Source organism: Streptomyces sp. NPDC053431, from assembly GCF_044544925.1.
Taxonomy (GTDB): domain Bacteria; phylum Actinomycetota; class Actinomycetes; order Streptomycetales; family Streptomycetaceae; genus Streptomyces.
This window is the reverse complement of record NZ_JBITXX010000001.1, coordinates 1028933-1053482: the sequence shown is the minus strand read 5'-3', so window position 1 is coordinate 1053482 and position 24550 is coordinate 1028933. Positions and strand designations below refer to the sequence as shown.

General features: G+C 73.9%; 20 protein-coding genes. 11 read left to right on the top strand and 9 right to left on the bottom strand.

Annotated features, from left to right (window positions below; genetic code table 11):
* Position 1: 1 nt before the first annotated feature.
* The 5 genes from ACIGXE_RS04665 to ACIGXE_RS04645 all read right to left on the bottom strand — a co-directional run bounded on the left by ACIGXE_RS04665 (position 2) and on the right by ACIGXE_RS04645 (position 4495).
* Entirely contained in the window at positions 2-511 is a 510-nt protein-coding gene (locus ACIGXE_RS04665) for a pyridoxamine 5'-phosphate oxidase family protein (RefSeq protein ID WP_399742952.1), read from the bottom strand.
* Between the two features lie 41 nt (positions 512-552).
* Positions 553-927, bottom strand: a complete 375-nt coding sequence (locus tag ACIGXE_RS04660) for a VOC family protein (protein WP_399742949.1) — start codon at positions 925-927, stop codon at positions 553-555.
* A 79-nt stretch (positions 928-1006) separates the two neighbouring features.
* Positions 1007-1726, bottom strand: a complete 720-nt coding sequence (locus tag ACIGXE_RS04655; RefSeq protein ID WP_399742946.1) for a VWA domain-containing protein — start codon at positions 1724-1726, stop codon at positions 1007-1009.
* A gap of 16 nt (positions 1727-1742) precedes the next feature.
* On the bottom strand, positions 1743-2924 hold the full coding sequence (locus ACIGXE_RS04650) for an acyl-CoA dehydrogenase family protein (protein ID WP_399742943.1): 1182 nt from the start codon (positions 2922-2924) through the stop codon (positions 1743-1745).
* Positions 2921-4495, bottom strand: coding sequence for a FadD3 family acyl-CoA ligase (locus ACIGXE_RS04645; protein WP_399742940.1), 1575 nt, complete (start codon positions 4493-4495; stop codon positions 2921-2923). The genes ACIGXE_RS04650 and ACIGXE_RS04645 overlap by 4 nt, the downstream gene beginning before the upstream one ends.
* Positions 4496-4597: 102 nt before the next feature.
* Between ACIGXE_RS04645 and ACIGXE_RS04640 the strand changes: the two genes are divergently transcribed.
* Positions 4598-5167 (top strand): flavin reductase family protein, encoded by a 570-nt coding sequence (locus ACIGXE_RS04640; RefSeq protein WP_399742938.1) that lies wholly within the window; start codon positions 4598-4600, stop codon positions 5165-5167.
* On the opposite strand, the gene ACIGXE_RS04635 is transcribed toward ACIGXE_RS04640, so the two are convergent.
* Positions 5056-5697 (bottom strand): PadR family transcriptional regulator, encoded by a 642-nt coding sequence (locus tag ACIGXE_RS04635; protein WP_399742936.1) that lies wholly within the window; start codon positions 5695-5697, stop codon positions 5056-5058. The genes ACIGXE_RS04640 and ACIGXE_RS04635 overlap by 112 nt on opposite strands.
* Positions 5698-5786: 89 nt before the next feature.
* Here ACIGXE_RS04635 and ACIGXE_RS04630 point away from each other — a divergent pair, with 89 nt between their 5' ends.
* Genes ACIGXE_RS04630 through ACIGXE_RS04620 form a run of 3 tightly spaced genes read left to right on the top strand, consistent with a single transcriptional unit; the run spans position 5787 to position 8505 of the window.
* Positions 5787-6914, top strand: coding sequence for an LLM class flavin-dependent oxidoreductase (locus ACIGXE_RS04630; RefSeq protein WP_399742933.1), 1128 nt, complete (start codon positions 5787-5789; stop codon positions 6912-6914).
* Entirely contained in the window at positions 6911-7633 is a 723-nt protein-coding gene (locus ACIGXE_RS04625) for a glucose 1-dehydrogenase (RefSeq protein ID WP_399742930.1), read from the top strand. Before ACIGXE_RS04630 ends, ACIGXE_RS04625 begins: the two co-directional genes overlap by 4 nt.
* A complete protein-coding gene (locus ACIGXE_RS04620; protein WP_399742927.1) occupies positions 7630-8505 on the top strand; it encodes an alpha/beta hydrolase in 876 nt (291 codons plus the stop codon). The genes ACIGXE_RS04625 and ACIGXE_RS04620 overlap by 4 nt, the downstream gene beginning before the upstream one ends.
* A 236-nt stretch (positions 8506-8741) precedes the next feature.
* Here ACIGXE_RS04620 and ACIGXE_RS04615 read toward each other — a convergent pair whose 3' ends face one another.
* From ACIGXE_RS04615 to ACIGXE_RS04605, 3 genes are all read right to left on the bottom strand, one after another.
* Complete coding sequence (locus ACIGXE_RS04615; RefSeq protein ID WP_399742924.1) at positions 8742-10202, bottom strand: glutamate synthase subunit beta; 1461 nt, start codon at positions 10200-10202, stop codon at positions 8742-8744.
* The gene (gene gltB / locus ACIGXE_RS04610) at positions 10195-14754 is read right to left on the bottom strand and encodes a glutamate synthase large subunit (RefSeq protein WP_399742922.1); all 4560 of its coding nucleotides are present in this window, start codon (positions 14752-14754) and stop codon (positions 10195-10197) included. Before gltB ends, ACIGXE_RS04615 begins: the two co-directional genes overlap by 8 nt.
* Before the next feature lie 666 nt (positions 14755-15420).
* Positions 15421-16149, bottom strand: coding sequence for a VIT1/CCC1 transporter family protein (locus ACIGXE_RS04605; protein WP_399742920.1), 729 nt, complete (start codon positions 16147-16149; stop codon positions 15421-15423).
* A gap of 407 nt (positions 16150-16556) precedes the next feature.
* Here ACIGXE_RS04605 and ACIGXE_RS04600 point away from each other — a divergent pair, with 407 nt between their 5' ends.
* The 7 genes from ACIGXE_RS04600 to ACIGXE_RS04570 are packed head-to-tail and all read left to right on the top strand — an operon-like array spanning position 16557 to position 24379.
* Complete coding sequence (locus ACIGXE_RS04600) at positions 16557-17531, top strand: ADP-ribosylglycohydrolase family protein (protein ID WP_399743769.1); 975 nt, start codon at positions 16557-16559, stop codon at positions 17529-17531.
* Complete coding sequence (locus tag ACIGXE_RS04595; protein ID WP_399742918.1) at positions 17528-18937, top strand: ADP-ribosylglycohydrolase family protein; 1410 nt, start codon at positions 17528-17530, stop codon at positions 18935-18937. Before ACIGXE_RS04600 ends, ACIGXE_RS04595 begins: the two co-directional genes overlap by 4 nt.
* Positions 18918-20069, top strand: a complete 1152-nt coding sequence (locus tag ACIGXE_RS04590; RefSeq protein ID WP_399742915.1) for an ADP-ribosylglycohydrolase family protein — start codon at positions 18918-18920, stop codon at positions 20067-20069. The genes ACIGXE_RS04595 and ACIGXE_RS04590 overlap by 20 nt, the downstream gene beginning before the upstream one ends.
* A complete protein-coding gene (locus tag ACIGXE_RS04585; protein WP_399742912.1) occupies positions 20066-21460 on the top strand; it encodes an ADP-ribosylglycohydrolase family protein in 1395 nt (464 codons plus the stop codon). Before ACIGXE_RS04590 ends, ACIGXE_RS04585 begins: the two co-directional genes overlap by 4 nt.
* Positions 21457-22359 (top strand): ribokinase, encoded by a 903-nt coding sequence (gene rbsK / locus ACIGXE_RS04580; protein WP_399742909.1) that lies wholly within the window; start codon positions 21457-21459, stop codon positions 22357-22359. Before ACIGXE_RS04585 ends, rbsK begins: the two co-directional genes overlap by 4 nt.
* Positions 22356-23576 carry a CaiB/BaiF CoA transferase family protein gene (locus ACIGXE_RS04575; protein ID WP_399742907.1) on the top strand — a complete coding sequence of 407 codons (1221 nt, stop codon included), beginning with the start codon at positions 22356-22358 and terminating at the stop codon, positions 23574-23576. Before rbsK ends, ACIGXE_RS04575 begins: the two co-directional genes overlap by 4 nt.
* Positions 23573-24379 (top strand): HpcH/HpaI aldolase/citrate lyase family protein, encoded by an 807-nt coding sequence (locus ACIGXE_RS04570; protein ID WP_399742904.1) that lies wholly within the window; start codon positions 23573-23575, stop codon positions 24377-24379. Before ACIGXE_RS04575 ends, ACIGXE_RS04570 begins: the two co-directional genes overlap by 4 nt.
* The last annotated feature ends 171 nt before the right edge of the window (positions 24380-24550 follow it).

Genomic DNA, 24550 nt, shown 5'->3' with positions numbered 1-24550 from the left:
GTCAGGACTCCCGGGGCGGCGCCTCGTCGTTGCCGCGCCGGAGGGTCCGCACCGGCCGGCCGGGGACCCAGGTCCGCAGGACGAGCTCCTCGCCCTCCACCGCGGTCCGCACCACCTCGGTCAGTTCGACCCGGAAGAGATGGAAGGGCTGGGGCTCGCCGGCCTCCCCCGCGTACCAGGAGAGGGTCTCCGGATCGGTGATCTCGACCGCGTGCCCGGAGACCCGGACGTCGCCGCCGCCCATGCCGGTGCCCTCGCCGGGGTTGGCGAGCAGCGCGAAGCGGGGGTCGCGGCGGACGTCCCGGGCCTTGAGCGAGTTCGGCATCATGCCGAGCCACAGTTCGCCGGACCGGAAGTCCGCCTCGATGCCGCTGAGCCGCGGCGAGCCGTCCTTGCGGAGGGTGGCGAGGGCGTGGTGGGTGTACTGCCCGAAGCGTTCGCGCACGGTGGCGGCGAAATCGGGCTCGGCGGCCTCGAAGGCGGCCCAGGGGGTGGTTCCGGTGTCTGCCATGGTTCCAGGAGACACCGGATACCCGACAACCTCCGTCCGGATTACTCCGCGCGCTCGGCCTTGCTGCGCTCGACGCAGAACTCGTTGCCCTCGGGGTCGGCGAGCGTCACCCAGCCCGTGCCGTCCGGCCGGCGCTGGTCGTCGAAGAGGGAGGCGCCGAGCGCGAGGATCCGCTCGACCTCCTCGTCGCGCGTGCGGTCCTGCGGCTGGAGGTCGAGGTGGACGCGGTTCTTCACCGACTTCTTCTCCGGGACCTGGATGAAGAGCAGGCACGCGCCCGCCGACTCGACCAGCGCCTCCGGGTCACCGGGCTTGTCGTCGTCGGAGACCCGGGAGTCCAGGACCTGGGCCCAGAAGGTGGCGAGGCGGTAGGCGTCGGAGCAGTCGATGGTGACGTGGCGCACAAGAGAAGTCATGCCGTCACTATCGCCCGCATCGCACACCCGTCACCACCGGTTTCCCACGGCTCTCGGGCCGCCGCGCCGGCCCGGGCGGTCAGGTGCGGACGATGCCCTGGGCCCGGGCGGCGGCGAGCCAGGCGGGGAAGTCGGCCACGAGCCGGTCGTACAGCTCCGCGTCCGGCACCCGCCGCGGGTCCTGCCCGGCGTGGAAGAAGCCGGAGTTGTCGACCGGCCGCCTCGCCGGCACCGCCAGCTCGTCCAGCCGGCGCAGGAACTCGAACTGCCGGCTGCCCGGGTCGCCGAAGCCGACGAACTGCCAGAAGAGCGGCAGCCGGGCCGCCTTGCACACGTACCGCTCGGCGGCGAGCTTGTTGATCGGCCCGCCGTCGGTCTGGAAGACGACGAGGGCGGGCGCGTCCGTTCCGCTGTCGAGGTAGTGGTCGATGACCGCGTCCATGGCCAGGTGGTAGCTGGTCTTCCCCATGTGGCCCAGCCCGGCGACGATCCGGTCGATCCGTCCCTCGTGCTCGCCGAGCACGATGTCCGTCTCGGCGTCCACGTCCGTGGAGAAGAAGACGACCGGCACCCGGCCGTCGTCGTCGAGCTGCGCGGAGAGCCCGAGCACCCGGTCGGCCAGGGCCTGGACGGTGCCGTTCGCGTAGTACGGCTTCATCGAGCCCGAGTAGTCGACGACGAGGTACACGGCGACCCGCTGCCCGTCGATCCCCTGTCGGCGGAGCGAATCCCCGGCGGTCTTGAAGAGGTTGACCAGCCCGGGCGCGGACTCCTCGACCTTGCGCAGACTCAGGGCCACGGACAGCTCCCCTCCCTCATCGCGTACCGGCTGCCGAGGGTACGGGAAGGCCGAGCCCGGCCGCGATACGGCCGCGGTACCCGGCCGGCGCCCCCAGCAGCCACGCGGCGCCATGCGCCCGCTTGAGGTGGTCGTGGGCCACGTGCTCCCAGGTGATGCCGATCCCGCCGTGCAGCTGGACCGTCTCGGCCGCGACCTCCTGGTACGCCTCGGAGGCGGCCGACCGGGCGGCGGCGGCGAGCAGGGACAGCTCGTGCGGTTCGGCGCGGGCGGCCTCCGAGGTCAGCGCGCGGGCGGAGGCCACCGCCGCGTACAGGTCGGCGAGCCGGTGCCGGACCGCCTGGAAGGACCCGATGACCCGGCCGAACTGCACCCGTTGCCGGACGTGGGCGACGGTCTCGGCGAGCGCCTGCTCGGCCCCGCCCACCTGCTCGGCGGCGAGGGCGACGGCCCCGGCGTCCCGTACCCGCCCGAGCACGGTCTCCCCGTCCACGTCGCCGAGCCGCCGGGCGGGCGCCCGCCTCAGCACGACCCGTCCCAGCGGCCGGGTCCGGTCGAGGGTGGGCACGATGCCGAACCCGGCTTCCGCTCCCGTGAGTTCGTAGACGCCGAGCCGGCCGTCGCCGCGCTCGCGGGCGAAGGCGAGCAGGACGTCGGGGCGTCCGTCCCCGACCAGGACGTACTCCTTGCGCCCGGTGAGCAGCCACGGCCCGGCGGAGCCGGCCGCGTCCCCGGGCTCGGCGACGGTGCGGATCGCCCCCGGCGACCAGGGGTCGCCCCCGTCGTCCCGCTCCTCCGCCCAGGCGAGCGCGCCGACGGCGGACCCGTCCGCGAGCGCCGGGAGCAGCCGGTCGCGGCCCTCCTCGTCCCCCGAGGCGATCAGCGCGGTGACGGCCAGCACGGCCGATCCGAGGTACGGCAGCGGACTCAGCGACCGGCCCAGCTCGGCGCCGACCACCGCGACTTCGGCCGGCCCGCACCCCAGCCCCCCGTACCGCTCGGGCACCAGGAGCCCCGCCGCGCCCACCTGCCCGGTCAGCGCGTCCCAGGCCTGCGCGCCCTCATGACGGGCGAGGACCGCCCGTACCGCGGCGCGCAGTTCCGCGAGCTCCCGCTCGTGCTCCCGGCCCCGCTCCCCACCGTGCTCCCGGCCCCGCTCCCGCCCGTGTTCCGCCGGCCCGTCGGCGAACGCGTTCACGCGCCCTCTCCCCTCACCCGGCGCCGCAGTTCGCCCTTGAGGAGCTTCCCGCCGGCGTTGCGGGGCAGCTCGGGCACGGTGACATAGCGCCGTGGGACCTTGAAGTTGGCGAGTCGTTCCCGTGCCCAGGCGGTGAGTTCGGCCTCGTCGACGGGCCCGCGGGTGACGAGGAAGGCGACGCCGACCTCGCCGAGCCGTTCGTCGGGCGCGCCCACGACGGCCGCGTCGAGGACGGCCTCGTGACGCAGGAGCACGTTCTCGATCTCGGCCGGGTACGCGTTGAAGCCGCCGACGACGTACATGTCCTTGAGCCGGTCGGTGACGGTGAGGTAGCCGCGCCCGTCGAGCGCGCCGATGTCACCGGTGCGCAGCCAGCCGCCGTCGACGACGGCCTCCGCCGTGGCGGCGGGGTCGTCCAGGTATCCGCGCATGACATGGGGACCGCGTACCTGGATCTCGCCGGGCTCGCCGGCCTCGAGGACCCGCCCGTCCGGGGCGACGACGCGTATCTCGGTGCCGGGCAGCGCCGGTCCGACCGTGTGCGCGACCGTGTCGGCGTCGGCGTCGGGCGGGCAGACGGAGACCACGCCGCCCGACTCGGTGAGCCCGTACGCGGTGAAGACGTGGGGCGCCCCGAGGGTCCCGCGGATCTCCTCGACGAGCGCGGTGGGCACGGCGGCGGCGCCCGTGCCGGCGAGCCGCAGCGCGGACAGGTCGTGCGCGGCGCGCCGCGGATGGTGGAGCAGCCCGTGGAAGACGGTGGGCGGCCCCATGAGGCAGGTGACGCGCTCGGCGGCCATCCTGGCGAGGATCCGGTCGGGGTCGTAGACCGGTTCGGGGAGCATGGTGACGCCGTTGAGGAGGCAGGCGAGGACGCCGGCCTTGTAGCCGAAGGTGTGGAAGAACGGGTTGACGAGCAGATAGCGGTCGCCGGGCCGCAGTCCGACGAGCCGGGACCACGTGGAGTACAGGCTGAGGGTCTGGGCGTGGGTGGTCATGACGCCCTTGGAGCGGCCGGTGGTCCCCGACGTGTAGAGGACGTCGGCGAGGTCGTCGGGGCGTACGGCGGCGGCGCGGTCGGCCCGTTCGGCCTCGGGGACGCGGGCCGCGGCGGCGAGGTAGGCGTCCCAGCCGGGTCCGTGCAGGGCGACGGTCGCGCGCAGGGCGCCGAGGTCCTCACCGCTGGCGCGCAGGGCGGCGGCGTAGTCGGTGCCGAGGAAGTCGTGTTCGGTGAAGAGGAGCCGGGCCCCGCTGCGGCGCAGGATGTCGGCGGCCTCGGCGGGCTTGTAGCGGGTGTTGACGGGGACGAGGACGGCGCCGACGGTGACGGCGCCGAGGGCGGCGGCGATCCAGTGGCGGCTGTTGGGGGCCCAGATCGCGACCCGGTCGCCGGGGCGGACGCCGTGCGCGATCGCGGCGCGCGCGGCGGTGTGGATCTCGTCGCGGAGCCGGGGAAAGGTCCACCGGACCTCGCCGTCGGCGAGGGCCTCGCGGCCGGGGTGGGCGGTGGCCGCCCGCTCGGCCAACTCGGCGAGGGTGGTGGGGAGTTGATGTGATGTACGGCCTTGCAAGGAAGCTGCCTCCCTACTTGACGTACGAGCGTGGCCGGTATCCAATCACACGTGTTTCGGTTAGGCATATACCTAGTAGGAATATTCTCGGGAGGTCTTCCGATGGACCCCAGCACCCTGAAGGACGCGCTCGCCCGCTACTGCACGGGCGTCGCCGTCGTCACCGCGCTCGATCCGGCGGACGGCCGGCCGGTGGGCATGGCGGTGCAGTCGTTCTCGACCGTCTCGCTCGACCCGCCACTGGTCTGCTTCTGCCCGGCGCACACCTCGACGACCTGGCCGCGCGTCCGGGCGGCCGGCGCCTTCGCCGTCAACGTCCTCGCCGCCGACCAGGAGGACCTGTGCCGGCGCTTCGCGGTGACGGGCGGCGACAAGTTCGCCGGCACCGCCTGGCGCCCGGGCACCGACGGCGCCCCGCTGATCGAGGGCGCGCTCGCCACCGTGGAGTGCGCGCTGACCGACGTCCTGGACGGCGGCGACCACGCCATCGCCCTCGGCCGGGTCACCGCCCTGACCGCGCACCGGCCCGAGGCCGGCCCGCTGCTCTACTTCCGCCGCGGCTACGGCCGCTTGTCGCCGAGGCCCTCGTCGCCCCGCCGCCGCTCCCGCTCCGCCTCCAGCTCCTCGATGTCGGCCAGCATGGCGTCGGCGAGGTCGCGCTCGGAGGCGTAGTACCGCTCGGCCCACTTGAGGGTGAGCGAGGGATAGGCCCAGGCCTCGTCCGCCTTGGCGCCCTCGATGTCCGCCTCGGCGCGCAGCCGCATGCCCTCGGCGTGCTCCCGGTGACCGGCCAGGATCTCCCGCATCTGCCGGGGTTCGAGCAGGTGGCCGAGCCAGAGCCGCAGCATCGGCCCGTGCTTGAGGACGGGCGGGTCGAGGGGCGCGGTGCGGGCCCAGGTCCGGACGGCAGCCATGCCCTCGTCGGTGATGCGGTAGACCCGCTTGTCGCGCGTGCCGACCTCCGGCGCCACCAGCCGCGAGGTCGCGTAGCCGGCCTTCTCCAGGCGCTTGAGCTCGCTGTAGATCTGACTGAACGACGGGCTCCAGTAGAAGAAGCGCAGCGACCAGTCCGACCACTTCTTCAGGTCGTAACCGGACAGCTCCCGCCCGAAGGAGAGCAGTCCGAGCACCGCCCAGCTGGTCGCGGGCAGCCCGGGCAGCTCCGCCGGTTCCCGGGTCTTGTCGTCCTTGTCGTCCGCCACGGACCGAAGTCTACGACCCCCTTCCCGACCCCACCTATGCCTGCTAGAAGTATTCCTATTCGAAATAGTGGAACGAAGGAGAGCTGAGCATGAAGTTCTCGATGATCTTCGAGGCCCAACTGGTCGACCCCACCCCCGAGCGCGAGCGCCAGGTCATCCACGACTGCGTCGAACAGGCCGTGTTCGCCGAGGAGATGGGCTTCGACCGGATCTGGGCGGTCGAGCACCACTCCCTCACCCAGTACGCCCACATGAGCGCCTCCGAGATCTTCCTGACCTGGGTCGCCGCCCGCACGAGGACCATCCGCATCGGACACGGCGTCGTCACCATGCCCTTCGGCTACCAGCACCCGGTCCGGGTCGCCGAACGCGCCGCCATGCTCGACGTGCTGTCCGGCGGCCGGGTCGACATCGGCGCCGGACGCGGCGCGACGAAGCAGGAGATGCGGATGTTCGGGGTGCGGCCCGAGGACACGTACCCGCAGATGGAGGAGGCCCTGCGGATCTTCGCCGCGGCGTGGCGCGAGCCGGAGTTCGAGTGGCACGGCTCGCTCGACATCGGCCCCGGCGCGGTCCTCCCCCGCCCCGTGCAGGACCCGCACCCGCCGCTCTTCATGGCCTGCTCCAAGCACGATACCCTCAAGCTCGCCGCCGAACTCGGCATCGGCGCGCTGGTGATGGGCTTCGCGGGCGCCGACGACGTGCGCGCGATGCGCAAGGTGTACGACGAGGCCATCGCCGTACGGGACGGCTCGCGGCTCGTCTCCACCGAGGTCAACGACCACTTCTCGGCGCTCTGCCCGACGATCGTCCTGGACGACCGGGCCCGCGCCCTGCGGCTCGGCACCCGCGGCCAGCGCTTCTTCGCCGAGTCCATCGCCCACTGGTACGGCAACGCGCCCGCGCCCACCGGCTACGCCGAGGACGAGGACCACGTCGGCGCGCTCGCCCGCGAGCGCGACGAGCTGGTGGCCCGGCTGCACGAGGCGAACATCCCGGCCCGGCCCGTCGACACCGGCACGTACAACACCGACCACGCCTACGGGGACGCGGACACCGCCATCGCCTATGTCGAGCGGCTGCGCGAGATCGGCGTCGACGAGGTGATGTGCCTGATCCAGATGGGCACGGTGCCGCAGGACGTCTGTCTGGAGACCATCCGCCAGTGGGGCGAGAGGGTCATCCCGCACTTCCGCGCGTCGGAGGCGTCCGCGTGAGCGCGCTCCTGGACAAGGTCGTGATCGTGACGGGCGCGGCCCGGGGTCAGGGGGCCGCGGAGGCGCGGCTCCTGGCGGACGCCGGGGCGCGGGTGGTCCTGACCGACGTGCGGGAGGAGGAGGGCCGGGCGGTCGCGGCCGGGCTGGGGCCGGCAGGGGTGTTCGTACGCCATGACGTGACGTCCCCGGAGGACTGGGACGCCGTCGTGGACGCGGCGCTGAGCGCGTACGGCCGGCTGGACGGCCTGGTCAACAACGCGGCCCTGTGGCGGACCGCGCCGGTGGAGTCGGAGACGTACGCGAACTTCGAGCTCCTCCTCCGGGTCAACCTGCTGGGCCCCTTCCTCGGAATGCGGGCGGTGCTGCCGGCGCTCCGCGAGGCGGGCGGGGGCTCGGTCGTGAACGTGTCGTCGACGGCCGGGCTGGTCGGCATCCCGGGGCACGCGGCCTACGGGGCGGGCAAGTTCGGGCTGCGCGGGCTCAGCCGCTCGGCGGCGCGCGACCTCGCCCCGTACGGCGTCCGCGTGAACACGGTCCATCCGGGCGCCGTCGACACCCCGATGACCGCGGCGGTCGCGGACAAGGACTGGTCGCACGTGCCGCTCGGCCGGATGGGCCGGCCGCGGGAGGTCGGCGAACTCGTCGCGTTCCTGCTCTCGGACGCGGCCTCCTACGTGACGGGCGCCGAGTTCACCGTGGACGGAGGGCTCACCGCATGACGACGGACCCCCTGAGCCCGGCCGCGCGCGCCCTGTGCGACGCGATGTCCGCGGGATTCCCGCGCCCCGAGGACGGCGCCGCGGCGCTGCGGGTGGCGGCGCGGGCGCATCTGGGCGAGCTGCCGCCGGGCTCCGCGGACACGGAGGCGAACGGTGTCCCGGTCCGCGTGTACGAAGGGGAGGGCGAGCTGGTCCTCGTCCTCGCGCACGGCGGCGGCTGGGTCCTGTGCGACCTCGACACCCACGACCGCCTGTGCCGAGCGCTGGGCGCCGCCACCGGCGCGACGGTCGTCTCGGTCGACTACCGGCGCGCCCCCGAGCACCGCTTCCCGGCGGCCGGGGACGACGTGTACACGGCGCTGGAGTGGGCGGCGGCGAAGTATCCCGGGCGCCCGCTGGTCGTGGCCGGCGACTCCGCCGGCGGCAACCTCGCCGCGGCGACCGCGCTGCGCGCCCGCGACCACGGCGGCCCTCCCCTGGCGGGCCAGCTCCTCCTCTACCCGGTCCTCGACCACCGCCTGGACGGGGTCTCGGCGGAGGCGTACGCGGAGGGCTTCTTCCACACCACCGCCCACATGCGCTGGTACTGGGAGCAGTACCTGGGCCCGGACGGCGATCCGGTCGCGGCCTCCCCCGGCCTGGCGGACGACGTCTCCGGCCTCCCGCCGGCCCTGGTCGTCCTCGCCGACTGCGACCCCCTCCGCGACGAGGGCCTCGCCTACGCCCGCCGCCTCTCGGCGTCCGGGGTCGTGGCCCGCGTCCAGCTCCACCCGGGCGTCTTCCACGGCTTCCTGGGCGGCCTCGGCCTGCTGCCGGAGGCGGACGACGCGCTGGCCGGCGCGGCGGCCTGGCTGAGCGGGCTGACCGGCTGAGGACCTGGACGCCTCCCGCACCTCCGACAGCCACCGGCCCCACCGTGCCGCACCGGATCGCGACGGAGACCGTACGCGGGTCAGCGGCCACCGCCCCGGCCCAGCACGGAGGTTCGCGGACATCCGCATGACGCGCCGCGGCGCTCGCCCAGTCGTCCGGTCGGGGACAGGGGGGCAAGCGCCGCGCTCAGTTCCGCACGTCGTTGTACGGGACGGATGAGGGGTGATCCGTCGGATCAGACCGTCAGGGCACGGTCCGTCGGGCGGATCGGGGCCGGCAGGGAGCTGGCACCCGTGAGGTAGCGGTCCACGCCGCGGGCGGCCGAGCGGCCTTCCGCGATGGCCCACACGATCAGCGACTGACCGCGGCCGGCGTCACCGGCGACGAAGACGCCGTCGACGTTGGTGGCGAAGTCCGCGTCACGCGCGATGTTACCCCGCTCGTCGAGGTCCAGACCGAACTGGGCGACCAGGCCGTTCTCCACGTCCGTGCCGGTGAAGCCCATGGCGAGCGTGACCAGCTGGGCGGGGATCCGGCGCTCGGTGCCCGGCTTCTGGGTCAGCTTGCCGTCGACGAACTCGACCTCGACCAGGTGCAGGAACTGGACGTTGCCGTCCTCGTCGCCCTCGAAGTGGGTGGTGGAGACGGAGTAGACCCGCTCGCCGCCCTCCTCGTGCGCCGAGGTGACCTTGTACAGCATCGGGAAGGTCGGCCAGGGCTGGCCGGCGTTCCGCTCCTCGCCCGGGCGGGGCATGATCTCCAGCTGCGTGACCGAGGCCGCGCCCTGGCGGTGCGCCGTACCGACGCAGTCCGCGCCGGTGTCGCCGCCGCCGATGACCACGACGTGCTTGCCCTCGGCGGTGATCGGCGAGGCCACGAAGTCGCCCTCGACGACCTTGTTGGCGAGCGGCAGGTACTCCATCGCCTGGTGGATGCCCTTGAGCTCCCGGCCCGGGACGGGCAGGTCGCGGGCGGTGGTGGCACCGGCGGCGACGACGACCGCGTCGAACCGCTTGCGCAGGTCCGTCGAGGTGAGGTCGCGGCCGATCTCGATGCCGGTGCGGAACTTGGTGCCCTCCGCGCGCATCTGCTCGATGCGGCGGTTGATGTGCCGCTTCTCCATCTTGAACTCGGGGATGCCGTAGCGCAGCAGGCCGCCGATGCGGTCGGCGCGCTCGTACACGACCACGGTGTGGCCGGCCCGGGTCAGCTGCTGGGCGGCGGCGAGACCCGCCGGGCCCGAGCCGATCACCGCGACGGTCTTGCCGGACAGGCGCTCGGGCGCCTGCGGCCTGACGTCGTTGGCGTCCCACGCCTTGTCGATGATCGAGACCTCGACGTTCTTGATGGTGACGGCCGGCTGGTTGATGCCGAGCACGCACGCCGCCTCGCACGGAGCCGGGCACAGGCGGCCGGTGAACTCCGGGAAGTTGTTCGTGGCGTGGAGGCGCTCGGACGCGGCCGACCAGTCCTCGCGGTAGGCGTAGTCGTTCCACTCGGGGATGAGGTTCCCCAGCGGACAGCCGTTGTGGCAGAACGGGATGCCGCAGTCCATGCAGCGGCCGGCCTGCTTGCTGATGATCGGCAGCAGGGAGCCGGGGACGTAGACCTCGTTCCAGTCCTTGACGCGCTCGCCCACGGGCCGGGTCTTGGCGACCTCACGCCCGGTGGTCAGGAAGCCCTTCGGGTCAGCCATGGGTCGCCGCCTCCATCATCTTCTCGGTGGTCTCGGCCTCGGAGAGACCGGCGAGCTCAGCGGCGTCCTTGGCGGCGAGCACTGCCTTGTACGTGGTGGGGATGATCTTGCTGAACCGGGCCGCGGCGGCGTCCCAGTCGGCGAGCAGCTTCTCGGCGACCGTCGAGCCGGTCTCCTCCTGGTGGCGGCGCACGACATCGTGCAGCCACGCCGCGTCGGTGTCCGACAGGGCCTCGATCGCCTCCAGGTTGCCGGAGTTGACGTTGTCCCGGTCGAGGTCGATCACGTAGGCCACGCCGCCGGACATGCCGGCCGCGAAGTTGCGGCCCGTCTCGCCGAGGACGACCGCCGTGCCGCCGGTCATGTACTCGCAGCCGTGGTCGCCCACGCCCTCGGAGACGACCAGCGCGCCGGAGTTGCGGACGCAGAAGCGCTCGCCGGTGCGGCCGCGCAGGAACAGCTCGCCGCCGGTCGCGCCGTAGGCGATGGTGTTGCCCGCGATGGTGGAGTACTCGGCCAGGTGGTCGGCGCCCCGGTCGGGACGGACGATCACCCGGCCGCCGGACAGGCCCTTGCCGACGTAGTCGTTGGCGTCGCCCTCCAGGCGGAGGGTGACACCGGCCGGCAGGAAGGCGCCGAAGGACTGGCCCGCGGAACCGGTGAACGTGATGTCGATGGTGTCGGCGGGCAGGCCCGCGCCACCGAACTTCTTCGTCACCTGGTGGCCGAGCATGGTGCCGACGGTGCGGTTGATGTTGCGGATGGCGACCTGCGCGCGGACCGGCTGGGCGGTCTCGGCGGAGTCGGCGCCCAGCGCCTCGGCGGCGAGCTGGATCAGCTCGTTGTCGAGGGCCTTCTCGAGGCCGTGGTCCTGCTCGATCAGGGCGTGGCGGACCGCGCCCTCGGGCAGCGCCGGCACGTGGAACAGCGGCTCCAGGTCGAGGCCCTGCGCCTTCCAGTGGGTGACGGCACGGCTGGTGTCGAGGAGCTCGGCGTGACCGACGGCCTCCTCGATGGAGCGGAAGCCCAGCTCGGCGAGGAGCTCGCGCACCTCCTGAGCGATGAACTCGAAGAAGTTGACGACGTACTCGGCCTTGCCGGAGAAGCGGTCGCGCAGGACCGGGTTCTGGGTGGCGATGCCGACCGGGCAGGTGTCCAGGTGGCAGACGCGCATCATGACGCAGCCGGAGACGACGAGCGGCGCGGTCGCGAAACCGAACTCCTCGGCGCCGAGCAGCGCGGCGATGACGACGTCACGGCCGGTCTTGAGCTGACCGTCGGTCTGGACGACGATCCGGTCGCGCAGGCCGTTGAGCAGCAGGGTCTGCTGGGTCTCGGCGAGGCCGAGCTCCCAGGGGCCGCCCGCGTGCTTCAGCGAGGTGAGCGGGGAGGCGCCCGTGCCGCCGTCGTGGCCGGAGATCAGGACGACGTCCGCGTGGGCCTTGGAGACACCCGCGGCGACCGTGCCGACACCGACCTCGGACACCAGCTTCACGTGGATGCGCGCGGCCGGGTTGGCGTTCTTGAGGTCGTGGATCAGCTGAGCCAGGTCCTCGATGGAGTAGATGTCGTGGTGCGGCGGCGGGGAGATCAGGCCCACGCCCGGCGTCGAGTGACGCGTCTTGGCGACCCACGGGTAGACCTTGTGGCCGGGCAGCTGGCCGCCCTCGCCGGGCTTGGCGCCCTGGGCCATCTTGATCTGGATGTCGTCCGCGTTGACCAGGTACTCGCTGGTGACGCCGAAGCGGCCGGAGGCGACCTGCTTGATCGCGGAGCGGCGCGCCGGGTCGTAGAGACGGTCCGGGTCCTCGCCGCCCTCACCGGTGTTGGACTTGCCGCCCAGCTGGTTCATGGCGATGGCGAGGGTCTCGTGGGCCTCGCGCGAGATGGAGCCGTACGACATGGCGCCGGTGGAGAAGCGCTTGACGATCTCGGAGACCGGCTCGACCTCGTCGACGGAGATCGACGGGCGGTCGGAGGTGAAGCCGAACAGGCCGCGGAGCGTCATGAGGCGCTCGGACTGCTCGTTCACCCGCTCCGTGTACTTCTTGAAGATGTCGTACCGCTTGGAGCGCGTGGCGTGCTGCAGGCGGAAGACGGTCTCCGGGTCGAAGAGGTGCGGCTCGCCCTCGCGGCGCCACTGGTACTCGCCGCCGATGTCCAGGGCGCGGTGCGCCGAGGGGACGCCGGTGGCGGGGTACGCCTTGGCGTGCCGGGCGGCGACCTCCTTGGCGATGACGTCGAGGCCGGCGCCGCCGATCTTGGTGGCGGTGCCGTTGAAGTACTTCTCGACGAAGGCGGTGTCGAGACCGACGGCCTCGAAGACCTGGGCGCCGCGGTAGGAGGCGACGGTGGAGATGCCCATCTTCGACATGACCTTGAGGACGCCCTTGCCGAGGGCGTAGATCAGGTTGCGGATGGCCTGCTCGGGCTCGATGTCCGTGATGAAGGTGCCGGCCCGGACCAGGTCCTCGACGGTCTCCATGGCCAGGTACGGGTTGACCGCGGCGGCGCCGTAGCCGATGAGCAGCGCGACGTGGTGGACCTCGCGGACGTCACCGGCCTCGACCAGCAGACCCACCTTGGTGCGCTGCTTGGTGCGGATGAGGTGGTGGTGGACGGCCGCGGTGAGCAGCAGCGACGGGATCGGCGCGTGCTCGGCGTCGGAGTGCCGGTCGGACAGGACGATCAGGCGGGCGCCGCCCTCGATCGCCGCGTCGGCCTCGGCGCAGATCTCCTCGATGCGGGCGGCGAGCGCGTCGCCGGCGCCGGAGACCCGGTACAGGCCGGACAGGGTCACGGCCTTCATGCCGGGCATGTCGCCGTCGGCGTTGATGTGGATGAGCTTGGCCAGCTCGTCGTTGTCGATCACCGGGAAGGGCAGCGTGACGCTGCGGCACGACGCGGCGGTCGGGTCGAGCAGGTTGCTGCCGGGGCCGAGCGAGGAGCGGAGGCTCGTCACGAGCTCCTCGCGGATGGCGTCCAGCGGCGGGTTGGTGACCTGCGCGAACAGCTGGGTGAAGTAGTCGAAGAGCAGCCGGGGGCGCTCGGACAGGGCCGCGATCGGCGAGTCCGTGCCCATGGAGCCGATCGGCTCGGCGCCGGTGCGGGCCATCGGGGCGAGGATGACGCGGAGCTCTTCCTCGGTGTAGCCGAAGGTCTGCTGGCGGCGGGTGACCGAGGCGTGGGTGTGCACGATGTGCTCGCGCTCGGGGAGGTCGGAGAGCTCGATCTCGCCGGTCTCGAGCCACTCCGCGTACGGGTTCTCGGCGGCGAGGGCGGCCTTGATCTCGTCGTCCTCGATGATGCGGTGCTCGGCGGTGTCGACGAGGAACATCTTGCCGGGCTGCAGGCGGCCCTTGCGGACGACCTTGGCCGGGTCGATGTCGAGGACGCCGACCTCGGAGGAGAGCACGACGAGGCCCTCGTCGGTGACCCAGTAGCGGCCGGGGCGCAGACCGTTGCGGTCGAGGACCGCGCCGACCTGGACGCCGTCGGTGAAGGTGACGCAGGCGGGGCCGTCCCAGGGCTCCATCAGGGTGGAGTGGTACTGGTAGAAGGCACGGCGGGCCGGGTCCATGGAGTCGTGGTTCTCCCACGCCTCGGGGACCATCATCAGGACCGCGTGCGGCAGCGACCGGCCGCCGAGGTGGAGCAGCTCCAGGACCTCGTCGAAGGAGGCGGAGTCGGAGGCGTCCGGGGTGCAGACCGGGAAGATCCGCTCCAGGGAGCCCTCACCGAAGACGGTGGACTCGAGCTGGGCCTCACGGGCGGTCATCCAGTTGCGGTTGCCCTTGACCGTGTTGATCTCGCCGTTGTGGGCGACGAAGCGGTACGGGTGGGCGAGCGGCCAGCTCGGGAAGGTGTTCGTGGAGAACCGGGAGTGGACCAGGGCCACGGCGGTGGCGCAGCGGCGGTCCGACAGGTCCGGGAAGAAGGGCTCGAGCTGGCCGGTGGTCAGCATGCCCTTGTAGACGATGGTGCGGGCGGAGAGCGACGGGAAGTAGGTCCCGGCCTCCCGCTCGGCGCGCTTGCGCAGGACGAAGGCCTTGCGGTCGAGCGCGATGCCGCTGTTCTCGCCGTCGGCGACGAAGAGCTGGCGGAAGACCGGCATGGTGGCCCGGGCGGAGGCGCCGAGCAGCTCGGGGGCGACGGGGACCTCGCGCCAGCCGAGCACGTCCAGGCCCTCTTCGGCGGCGATCGTCTCGATCCGCGAGACGGCCTGTGCGGAGCCGTCGGCGGGAAGGAAGGCGATGCCGACGGCGTAGGAGCCGGCCGCGGGAAGGGCGAAGTCGGTGACCTCGCGCAGGAAGGCGTCGGGCACCTGGAGCAGGATGCCGGCGCCGTCACCGGAGTCGGGCTCGGAGCCGGTGGCGCCGCGGTGCTCGAGATTGCGCAGTACGGTCAGCGCCTGCTCGACCAGCGCGTGGCTGGCAACACCGGTCAGGGTGGCCACGAACCCGACACCACAGGCGTCGTGTTCGTTACGGGGGTCGTACAGCCCCTGCGGGGCGGGGCGACCGTCCATGGGCGACCAGGCGTCGGAACGCATCGGCTCTCCCGTCGTCGTCGTGGCATATGCAGCAGCCGAGGGACGACGTTGGCCCTCCGCGAAAGTTCGTGCAGGCTACATGATGGCTGGCTTCTCGCGAAGTGGATAGCTCATTCCAACATGCGGACACCGCCGATACGGGCGGTGGCGGGTCGTTCTGCTGTGAGACACGGGAACTGCGGCGTTCCCGTGGGGGGACGGATCAGGGATTCCGGGGTCTCCGGCGACCCGTCGCAGAGCGGGCCTCATTGCCCGCGGCGCTTGTGCCTCATGCCCGGTGGGCGAGGATTCGAAACCGGCCGGTAACCGGCTAGATATGTGGCGCTGCGCATAGTGTCGCACCGCTACGGCGGATCCGCTCAGGGATATACGTCACAGAGACAGCGCCCGGGGGCCTGTGCCGCGCGCACGACGCGGGCACTGGGTCGCCCCGGTGCGGCGGCGCCCGCCGGCACGCGAAAGCCCCCGGCCGGGGTGACCAGGGGCGTGACGGATCGCGTCGGGAGAACCGGGGCCTCGCGGGAGCGCGCCGGGCGCGGGGCCCGGTACGGAGACCGGCCGGGGCGTGGGGTACGGATACCCGGCAGGGAGCCCGGGGGTACGGATACCCGGCAGGGGGATCGCCGGATACGGATGGCCGGCAGGAACAGCAGCTCCCGGCGGCCGCTACAGCGCGGCTCCGAAGAGCATGCCGAGCCCGTACGTGACGGCCGCGGCGGCACCGCCGAGGACGAGCTGACGGAGTCCGCTGAACCACCAGCTGCGGGCGGTCACGCGGGCCACGAGCGCGCCGCAGGCGAAGAGCCCGAAGAGCGCGAGCAGCACGGCGGGCCACAGCGCGGTCGCGCCGAGCAGGTACGGCAGCACGGGCAGCAGGGCGCCGAGCGCGAAGGAGCCGAAGGACGACACGGCGGCGACCATCGGCGACGGCAGGTCGTCGGGGTCGATGCCCAGCTCCTCGCGGGCGTGGATCTCCAGCGCCTGCTCGGGGTCGCGGGACAGCTGCATGGCGACCTCGCGGGCGAGCGCGGGCTCGACGCCGCGGGAGACGTAGAGCGCGGCGAGCTCCTCCATCTCGTCGACCGGGTGCTTGCGCAACTGGATCCGCTCCACGTCCAGTTCGGCCTGGACGAGCTCGCGCTGCGAGGCGACGGAGGTGTATTCGCCGGCGGCCATCGAGAAGGCGCCGGCCGCGAGACCGGCGAGACCGGTGATGACGACGGTCTGCGTGGAGACCGCGCCGCCCGCCACGCCGGTCATGAGGGCGAGGTTGGAGACGAGTCCGTCCATCGCGCCGAACACGGCGGGGCGCAGCCAGCCGCCGTTGACGTCGCGGTGCGTGTGGTTGTCGCGATGGGCCTCGTGGAGCGGTGCGACGGCTTCGATGATGGACATGCTTCTCCCCTGTCTTCCCTGCGGGTTCGGCGCGCCCGCCCTCCCCTCGACACATCGAAAATACGCCCGATGTAAGGGGCGCGCCAGCAAGGTAGGCCGTACTTAGTAAGGCTCGCTTTACTGAGGTGACCCTGTCTGACGTGCTGTCACCCGGGTGACAGAAACGTTTCTGTGAGGGTTTGGGCCCGGTCGCGTGGCAGGCATCTGCAGAGCGCGAAAGGGGAGAAGAGATGGCCGGCACGAAGCAAGCCGAGGTGAGGGACGCAGGGGAGGGAGCGGACGCGGGGAATGCGGGGGACGTGGGGAGTGCGGGGGCCGTGGGGACTGCGGGGGTCGCCGCCGACGCAGGGGTCGCCGCGGATGCGGCGGACGTAGGGGACGCCGGGGCGGCGCGGGACGCGGGGAAGGTGAAGGACCGCGCGAGGGGTGCACTTCTCGGCCTGGCGGTGGGCGACGCGCTGGGCGCGCCGGCCGAGAACCTGCGGCCCTCGGAGATCCGGGCCCGGTGGGGCAGGATCGAGGGTTTCGTGACGGACCGTCCGGCGGGGACGGACGACACCGAGTACGCCATCTTCTCCGGCCTCCTCCTGGCCCGGCACGGCTCGGCCCTCACCGTGGCCCACGTCGAACGGGCCTGGCACCACTGGATCGCCGACCTGGACGAGGGCCCGTTCCGGGGCGCCGGCTTCTCCGAGCGCGGCACCCTGGAGAACCTGCGCCGGGGCCTGGCCGCGCCCATCTCCGCCCAGCACCGGCACGCCTGGAGCGACGGCCTCGCCATGCGGGCCGCCCCCTTCGGCGTCTTCGCGGCGGGCCGCCCGGCCGAGGCGGCGCGGCTGGTCGCGATCGACGGCAGCGTCAGCCACGAGGGCGAGGGCATCTACGGCGGCCAGGCGGTGGCGGCGGGCGTGGCGGCGGCCATGGCCGGCGCGTCGGTCACGTCCGTCATCGCGGCGGCCCTGTCGGTGATCCCGATGGACTCCTGGACCGCCCGCTCGCTGCGCCGCGCGGTGGTGGCCGCGCAACGGGCCGAGCCCGACCCCCTGGAACGCGAACGCGCGGTCCGCTCGGCGGTGGTCATCGGCGGCTACCCCTGGACGGACCTGGCCCCGGAGGCCGTCGGCCTCGCCTTCGGCGCCTTCGCCGCGGCCCGCGGCGACTTCCGCACCTCGGTCCTGACCGCCGTCAACATGGGCCGCGACGCCGACACGACGGCGGCCGTCGCCGGCGCCCTGGCCGGCGCGCTCGGCGGCACCACCGCGATCCCCGAGGCCTGGTCCTCGGCCGTCCCCCCGGTCGCCGGCAGCTGCCTCCCCTCGATGCGCGGCTACCACGTCCTGGACATCGCGGACCTGCTGACCCCGGAGGAGGAAACCCCATGAGCGCGGACATCGGCACGACGACCACCCCACCGCCCCTCGCCGGGGGCGCCCCGTCCGCACCGGCCGTGGGCGATCGTTCCGCGGGGCGATGGGGGTCGCCCCAGACGGAGGCCACGGGAGAGTGGGCACCGCCCACGACGGCGGGCACCGCCCCACGGGACCGCGCCCACGACCATCCCGTGCGGGCCGCCACCACCCGCCGCGCCCCGGTCCTGGGCACCACCGCCCGCGCCGGTGCGGTCAAGCCCCCCGCACCCGCCGCCACTCCCCGCGACAAGACCGAGGGCCTCCTCCTCGGCCTCGCCGCCGGCGACGCCGCCGGCTGGCCCGCGGCCCGCCACCGCGCCGCCCGCATGCCCGAATGGACCCGCCGCCTCACCCGCGAACTCGACACCTTCGCCGAGCAGAACGCGACGACCACCCTCCCCGTCCCCATCGCCCTCAACCAGCCCCCGGAGCCCCTGCGCCTCGGCCCCTCCGACGACGCCGAGTGGGCGGTGTTCACCGCCGAGGCCCTGCTCTCCTCCGCCGGTCCCCTCTTCCGCACCCTCGCCCCCGAGCGCCGCCTCCGCGCGGCCGTCGACCTCGCCTGGAACGCCCTCGCCGGCCAGGTCGCCGCCGCGGCGGACCGCGCCCCCGAGGTCGAGTCCGCGGTCCTCCCGCTCCGCGCCCGGATCTCCGTACGGGCCGGGCTCGGCAACCTCGCCACCGGTCTGCGTCCGCCCGCCACCGGCCACGACAACCCCCACTACTTCGACGACGCCGCCTGCGTCCGCGCCGCCGTCCTCGCCCTCGTCCACCCCGGTGATCCGGCCGCGGCGGCCGAACTCGCCGAGTTCGACGCGCGGTACACGCAGGACGGCGACGGCGTCCACGGCGCCCGCGCGGTGGCGGCGGCGACCGCCGCGGCGCTGGGCGGGGCGGCGGCGGACGAGGCCGTGGAGGCGGCGCTCGGCCAGCTCCCGCCCGCGACGGAGATCGGCCGGAACGCCCGCTACGCCGTGAAACTGGCCGGCACCGCCGGCTCCTCCTTCGAACTGGTCCCGCTCCTGGAGCACCAGATCGTGGACCACGTCTACAGCTACGGCATCGCCGCCGCCGAGACCGTCCCGGTCGCGCTCGCGCTGACCCTCGCGTCCCAGGGCCAGGTGGCCGCGGCGGTACCGGCCGCGGCCTGCCTGTCCCGGGTCGCGGACTCGGCCCCCGCACTCGCCGGCGCGCTCACCGGAGCGCTGGGCGGCGGGGGGTCGGTGCCGGCGACCTGGCGCGAGGCGTGCCGCACGCTCGCGGGCTGCGCGTTGCCCCGCCTCGCCGGCACGGACCTGGTCGAACTCGCCGAGTTGCTCGCAGCCACGGAACTGACCACGCCGGGTGGACAATTCCGACATGACCCCCAATCTGGATGACCGCATCACCGGCAGTCTCGTCGGGGCGGCCGTGGGCGACGCCCTCGGCGGCCCCGTCGAGGGCTACACCCCCGAGCAGATCCTGGAGCGCCACGGCGGCCGCGTCACCGGCGTCGTCGGTCCCTGGAACGGCGACGCCTGGCGCACCGCGCGCCCCATCGCCCCGTACCACAAGGGCGACGGGCACGTCACCGACGACACCTTGATGACGCACGCCCTCGTCAGGGTGTACGAGAAGGTCCGCGACCACCTCGACGCCTACGCGGTGGCCGAGCACCTGGTCCCCGAACTGATGGCCCGTACGGTCTGGATCCCGGAACTGGAGGCGGAGGCACTGCCGCTCCAGCGCGTCTTCCTGGCCGAGAAGTGGATCGTCACGCGACTCCACTACGGACACGCCGACCCGCGGGAGGCCGGCACCGGAAACATCGTCAACTGCGGTGCGGCCATGTACATGGCCCCCGTCGGCCTGGTCAACGCGGCCCACCCGACGGCCGCCTACGCCGAGGCCCTCGACATCGCGGGCGCCCACCAGTCCTCGTACGGCCGCGAGGCGGCGGGCGTCTTCGCGGCGGCCGTGGCGGCCGCCTGCGCGCCCGGCGCGACCCCGCGCTCGATCGTCGAAACGGCCCTCTCCCTGGCCAAGGACGGCACCCGTGCCGCGATCGAGGCGGTCGTCGAAGTCGCCGAGGCCCACCGGGACTTCGAGACGGCCCTGGCCCCGCTGCGCGCGGCCGTCGCCCCCTTCGACTCGGTCGGTCCTGACTACCGCGCCCCTTCCCTGGACGCCCGCCGCCCCTCCCGGATCCACGCGATCGAGGAACTCCCGATCGCGCTCGGCATGTTCCTCGTCGGCGAGGGCGACTACCGGCGCACCGTCCTGGGGGCGGTCAACTACGGCCGGGACTGCGACTCGATCGCCACGATGGCGGGCGCGCTGGCCGGCGCCCTCCACGGCGAGTCGGCCGTCCCCGCCGAGTGGTCCAAGCAGGTCTCGGAGGCCAGCCGTCTGGACCTGCACGTCCCGGCGGCGGCCCTGACCGCCGTGACCCACGAGATCTTCACCCGCGACAAGGCCCGCCGCCGCTCCCACGAATCGGCCTACGCGACCCTGACGGGCACCTCCCGATGACCCCCGCCGCCGAGCCCTTGCGGCTCACCTGGGTGCAACCCGAGGACCTGGTGGGACACGAGCTCCGCCAGGCCGCGGAGGACGGCCGCGACGCCGCCGGACCCGCCGCCCGGTGGCACGCCGCCGGCGGCCCGCCGGCCCCGCCGGCCGCGGGCGCCTCCGCCACCCCCCGCCCCGCGCTGCGGCCCCTGGCCGAACGCCTCCTGGACGCCCTCGCCGACCTCCCCTCCCCCCTGGCCGCCCACGAGCCCACGGCCCTGGACGCGCTCACCGCCGCCTGCCCCGACTGGCCGGGCGCGGTCACGGGCGCGCCGGCCGCGGCAGCGGACGGCGACGGCCTGCGGGAGCGGCTGCACGCCGCCTGGCTCGGGCGGGCCGTCGGCTGTCTGCTCGGCAAGCCCGTCGAGAAGCTGCCGCTGGAGGGCATCCGCGCCCTCGCCCGCGCCACCGGCAACTGGCCGCTGAACGACTGGTTCACCGCCCGCGGCGTCCCGGCGGCGCTGCTCGCCGCCTACCCGTGGAACCGGCGGTCCGCCGCCACCTCCCTCGCCGAGAACATCGACGGGATGCCCGAGGACGACGACCTCAACTACCCCCTCCTCAATCTGCTCCTGCTCCAACGCCACGGGCGCGCCTTCACCACCGCCGACGTCGCCCGGCTGTGGCTCGACGAGCTCCCCGCCGGACGGACGTTCACCGCCGAGCGGATCGCCTACCGCAATCTGCTCGACGGGGTGGAGCCCCCGCTCACCGCCGTCCGCCGCAACCCCTTCCGCGAGTGGATCGGCGCCCAGATCCGCGCCGACGTGCACGGCTGGACCCACCCGGGGGACCCGGCCGGCGCCGCCCGGCAGGCGTACCGGGACGCGGTGCTCACGCACACCGGGAACGGGGTGTACGGCGCCCTGTTCGTCGCCGCCACCCTCGCCGCCGCCGCGAGCGGCGGCGCCGACGTCCACCAGGCGCTGGCGGCCGGGCTCTCCGTCGTGCCGCCCCGGTCGCGGCTGGCCGCGGGCGTGCGCCTCGGGATCGCCGCCGCCCGCGCGGACAGCGACTTCGACGGCGTCGTGGACCGGCTCCACGCCGAGCTCGGCGGGTATCACTGGGTCCATGCCGTCCCCAACGCCGCCCTCCTCGCCGCCGCGCTCACCCACGCCGACGGCGACTTCACGCGGTCCGTCTGCGCGGCCGTGTCCGGCGGCTGGGACACCGACTCCAACGGCGCCACGGCCGGTTCGGTCGCCGGGCTGCTCGCCGGGCATCCCGACCGGCTGCCCGACCGGTGGACCTCCCCCCTCAAGAACCGGCTCTCGACCTCGGTGGCGTCCTTCGACGGCACCGGCTTCGACACCCTGGCCGCCCTGACGCACTCGGAGGCAGTACGCCCATGACCAGCCCGACCAGCATCGTCGTGCTCGGCAGCACGAACATGGACCTCGTGGCCTACGTGGCCAAGGCCCCCGCCCGCGGCGAGACCGTCACCGGCCGCGAGTTCCGCACCGTGCCCGGCGGCAAGGGCGCCAACCAGGCCGTCGCCGCCGCCCGGGCCGGCGCCGAGGTCGCGATGATCGGCGCGGTCGGCGCCGACGACTTCGGCCTGCGGCTGCGCGCCGCGCTCGACCACAGCGGCGTCGACACCGATCTGCTGCGCACCGTCGAGGGCCCCTCCGGCACCGCGCACATCGTCGTCGACGACGAGGGCGGCAACGCGATCGTCGTCGTCCCCGGCGCCAACGGCACCGTCACCTCCCTCACCCACGGCGACGAGGCCCTGATCGACACCGCCGACGCCCTGCTCCTCCAGCTCGAACTCCCGCTCTCCGTGGTCGTAGAGGGCGCCGGCGCCGCCCGCGAGCGCGGCGTCCGCACCGTCCTCACCCCCGCTCCCGCGCGCGCCCTCCCGCCGGAACTCCTCGGCTCGACGGACCTGTTGGTACCCAACGAGCACGAGGCCACCGCCCTCACCGGTCTCACCGACCCGCACGAGGCCGCCCGGGCGCTGCTCGACCTCGTGCCCGAGGTGGTCGTCACCCTCGGCGCCGCCGGCTCCCTGTACGTCACGCGCGACAGCGCCGAAGCGCTCACCGTGCCCGCGCCCCGCATCCGCGCCGTCGACACCACGGCCGCGGGCGACACCTTCGTCGGCGTCCTGACCGTCGCCCTCACCGAGGGCCGGCCCATGCCGGAGGCGCTGTCCTGGGCCTCGGCGGCGGCCGCGCTCTCCGTCCAGCACGAGGGCGCCTCCACCTCGATGCCGTACCGCGTCGCGATCGAGGCGGCCCTCGCATGACCGCCACCACCGCCTCCGCCGCCCCGGGCGCCACCGCTCCGCTGCGCGGACTGCGCGTCCTGGATCTCGCCACCCTCTTCGCCGGTCCGCTCGCCGCGACCCTGCTCGGCGACTTCGGCGCCGACGTCGTCAAGGTCGAGCACCCCCGCAAGCCCGACCCGTCCCGCGGGCACGGCCCCGCCAAGGACGGGGTCGGACTGTGGTGGAAGGTCCTCGGGCGCAACAAGCGCACGATGACGCTGGATCTGTCCACGCCCGGCGGGCGTGACACCCTGCTGCGGCTCGCCGCCGACGCCGACGTGGTCGTGGAGAACTTCCGGCCCGGCACCCTGGAGCGCTGGGGGCTCGGCTGGGAGGAGCTCTCCACCGTCAACCCGCGTCTGGTGCTCGCCCGCGTCACCGGCTTCGGCCAGTTCGGCCCGTACGCCCACCGCCCCGGCTTCGGCACCCTGGCCGAGGCGATGAGCGGCTTCGCCGCCATCACCGGCGAGCCGGACGGCCCGCCGACCCTCCCGCCCTTCGGCCTCGCCGACTCCATCGCCGCCCTGGCCACCGCGTACGCCGTGATGACCGCGCTCACCGCGAGGAACACCACCGGCCACGGCCAGGTCGTCGACATGGCCATCATCGAACCGATGCTCTCCGTCATCGGACCCCACCCCCTCTGGTACGACCAGCTCGGCTACGTCCAGCCCCGCACCGGCAACCGCTCCCGCAACAACGCCCCGCGCAACACGTACCGGACCTCCGACGGCTCCTGGGTCGCCGTCTCCACCTCCGCCCAGTCGATCGCCGAACGCGTGCTGCGGCTGGTCGGCCGTCCGGAGCTCGTCGACGAACCCTGGTTCGCCGACGGCACCGGCCGGGCCGCGCACGCGGACGTGCTCGACGAGGCGGTCGGCTCCTGGATCGCCCGCCACACCCGCGACGAGGCGATGGCGGCGTTCGAGAAGGCGGAGGCGGCCATCGCCCCGGTCTACGACGTCCGCGACGTCCTCGAAGACCCGCAGTTCCAGGCCCTCGGCACCGTCACCGAGGTCCCGGACCCCGAACTCGGCCCGATCCGGATGCAGAACGTGCTCTTCCGGCTCTCCGAGACGCCCGGCGCGATCCGCTGGGCCGGCCGCCCGCACGGCGCCGACACCGCCGACCTCCTCACCGAACTCGGCCTCACCGCCGCCGAGATCGCCGCCCTGCGCGCCGAAGGAGCCGTATGAGCACCGCCGCCCCTCCCCTCACCTGGCTCTACGCCCCCGGCGACCGCCCCTCCGTCGTCCAGAAGGCACTCGCCTCGGGCGCGGATGTCGTCATCGTCGACCTGGAGGACGCGGTGGCCCCGGACCGCCGGGCCTACGCCCTGGCCGCCACCGCCGAACTGCTCGCCGACCCCCAGCCCGTACCGGTCCACGTCCGCATCCACGCGCCCCGCGACATCCCATGTCTCGCTTCCCTCCCCGGACTCGTCGCTCTCCGTGTTCCCAAGGTGACACACGCCACTGACATCGCCCGGATCGTCGAGCTCTCGCGGGGCCTTCCGCTCTACCCGCTGCTGGAGAACGCGATGGCGGTGGAGCACGCGTACGCCATCGCCACCGCCCACCCCTCGGTCCACGGCATCGCGCTCGGCGAGGCGGACCTCCGCGCCGACCTGGGCGTACGGGAGGACAGCGGGCTGGACTGGCCGCGCAGCCGAGTCGTGGTCGCCGCCCGCGCGGCCGCCCTGCCGCCGCCGGTCCAGTCCGTCCACCCGGACGTCGGCGACCTCGACGCGCTCGCCGCGGGCTGCGCCCGCGGCCGGGCGATGGGCTTCCTCGGCCGGACCGCCATCCATCCCCGTCAGCTCCCGGTCATCGAGCGGGCCTATCTCCCCACCGCCGAGGAGATCGCCGCAGCGGAGGAGGTGGTCAAGGCGGCCGAGACCCAGGAGGGCGCGCTCGCCCTGCCCGACGGGCGCTTCGTGGACGCGGCCGTCGTCACGGGCGCCCGCCGCGTCCTGGCCCTCGCCGCGCGCCGGGCCTAGTGCGCGCCGGACGCCGCGAGCCGGGCGGGACTGCCCGGACCCGCGCCAGGGAGCCCTCGCGCGCGGGAACGGCGGAGGGGCCCCCGGGCCCCTACTGGCCCCGCGGCCCCCCCCCGGTGGGCGACCGGCTAAGCCCCCCCCCCCGCCCGCGCCGGGGGCCGCCGGGGCCGT

What these genes read in the sequence shown, in the direction of transcription:
- ACIGXE_RS04665 (WP_399742952.1), bottom strand. Translation starts at nt 511, where the DNA reads ATGGCAGACACCGGAACCACCCCCTGGGCCGCCTTCGAGGCCGCCGAG.
- ACIGXE_RS04660 (WP_399742949.1), bottom strand. Translation starts at nt 927, where the DNA reads ATGACTTCTCTTGTGCGCCACGTCACCATCGACTGCTCCGACGCCTAC.
- ACIGXE_RS04640 (WP_399742938.1), top strand. Translation starts at nt 4,598, where the DNA reads ATGGACCCCAGCACCCTGAAGGACGCGCTCGCCCGCTACTGCACGGGC.
- ACIGXE_RS04630 (WP_399742933.1), top strand. Translation starts at nt 5,787, where the DNA reads ATGAAGTTCTCGATGATCTTCGAGGCCCAACTGGTCGACCCCACCCCC.
- ACIGXE_RS04620 (WP_399742927.1), top strand. Translation starts at nt 7,630, where the DNA reads ATGACGACGGACCCCCTGAGCCCGGCCGCGCGCGCCCTGTGCGACGCG.
- ACIGXE_RS04615 (WP_399742924.1), bottom strand. Translation starts at nt 10,202, where the DNA reads ATGGCTGACCCGAAGGGCTTCCTGACCACCGGGCGTGAGGTCGCCAAG.
- gltB (WP_399742922.1), bottom strand. Translation starts at nt 14,754, where the DNA reads ATGCGTTCCGACGCCTGGTCGCCCATGGACGGTCGCCCCGCCCCGCAG.
- ACIGXE_RS04605 (WP_399742920.1), bottom strand. Translation starts at nt 16,149, where the DNA reads ATGTCCATCATCGAAGCCGTCGCACCGCTCCACGAGGCCCATCGCGAC.
- ACIGXE_RS04595 (WP_399742918.1), top strand. Translation starts at nt 17,528, where the DNA reads ATGAGCGCGGACATCGGCACGACGACCACCCCACCGCCCCTCGCCGGG.
- ACIGXE_RS04590 (WP_399742915.1), top strand. Translation starts at nt 18,918, where the DNA reads ATGACCCCCAATCTGGATGACCGCATCACCGGCAGTCTCGTCGGGGCG.
- ACIGXE_RS04585 (WP_399742912.1), top strand. Translation starts at nt 20,066, where the DNA reads ATGACCCCCGCCGCCGAGCCCTTGCGGCTCACCTGGGTGCAACCCGAG.
- rbsK (WP_399742909.1), top strand. Translation starts at nt 21,457, where the DNA reads ATGACCAGCCCGACCAGCATCGTCGTGCTCGGCAGCACGAACATGGAC.
- ACIGXE_RS04575 (WP_399742907.1), top strand. Translation starts at nt 22,356, where the DNA reads ATGACCGCCACCACCGCCTCCGCCGCCCCGGGCGCCACCGCTCCGCTG.
- ACIGXE_RS04570 (WP_399742904.1), top strand. Translation starts at nt 23,573, where the DNA reads ATGAGCACCGCCGCCCCTCCCCTCACCTGGCTCTACGCCCCCGGCGAC.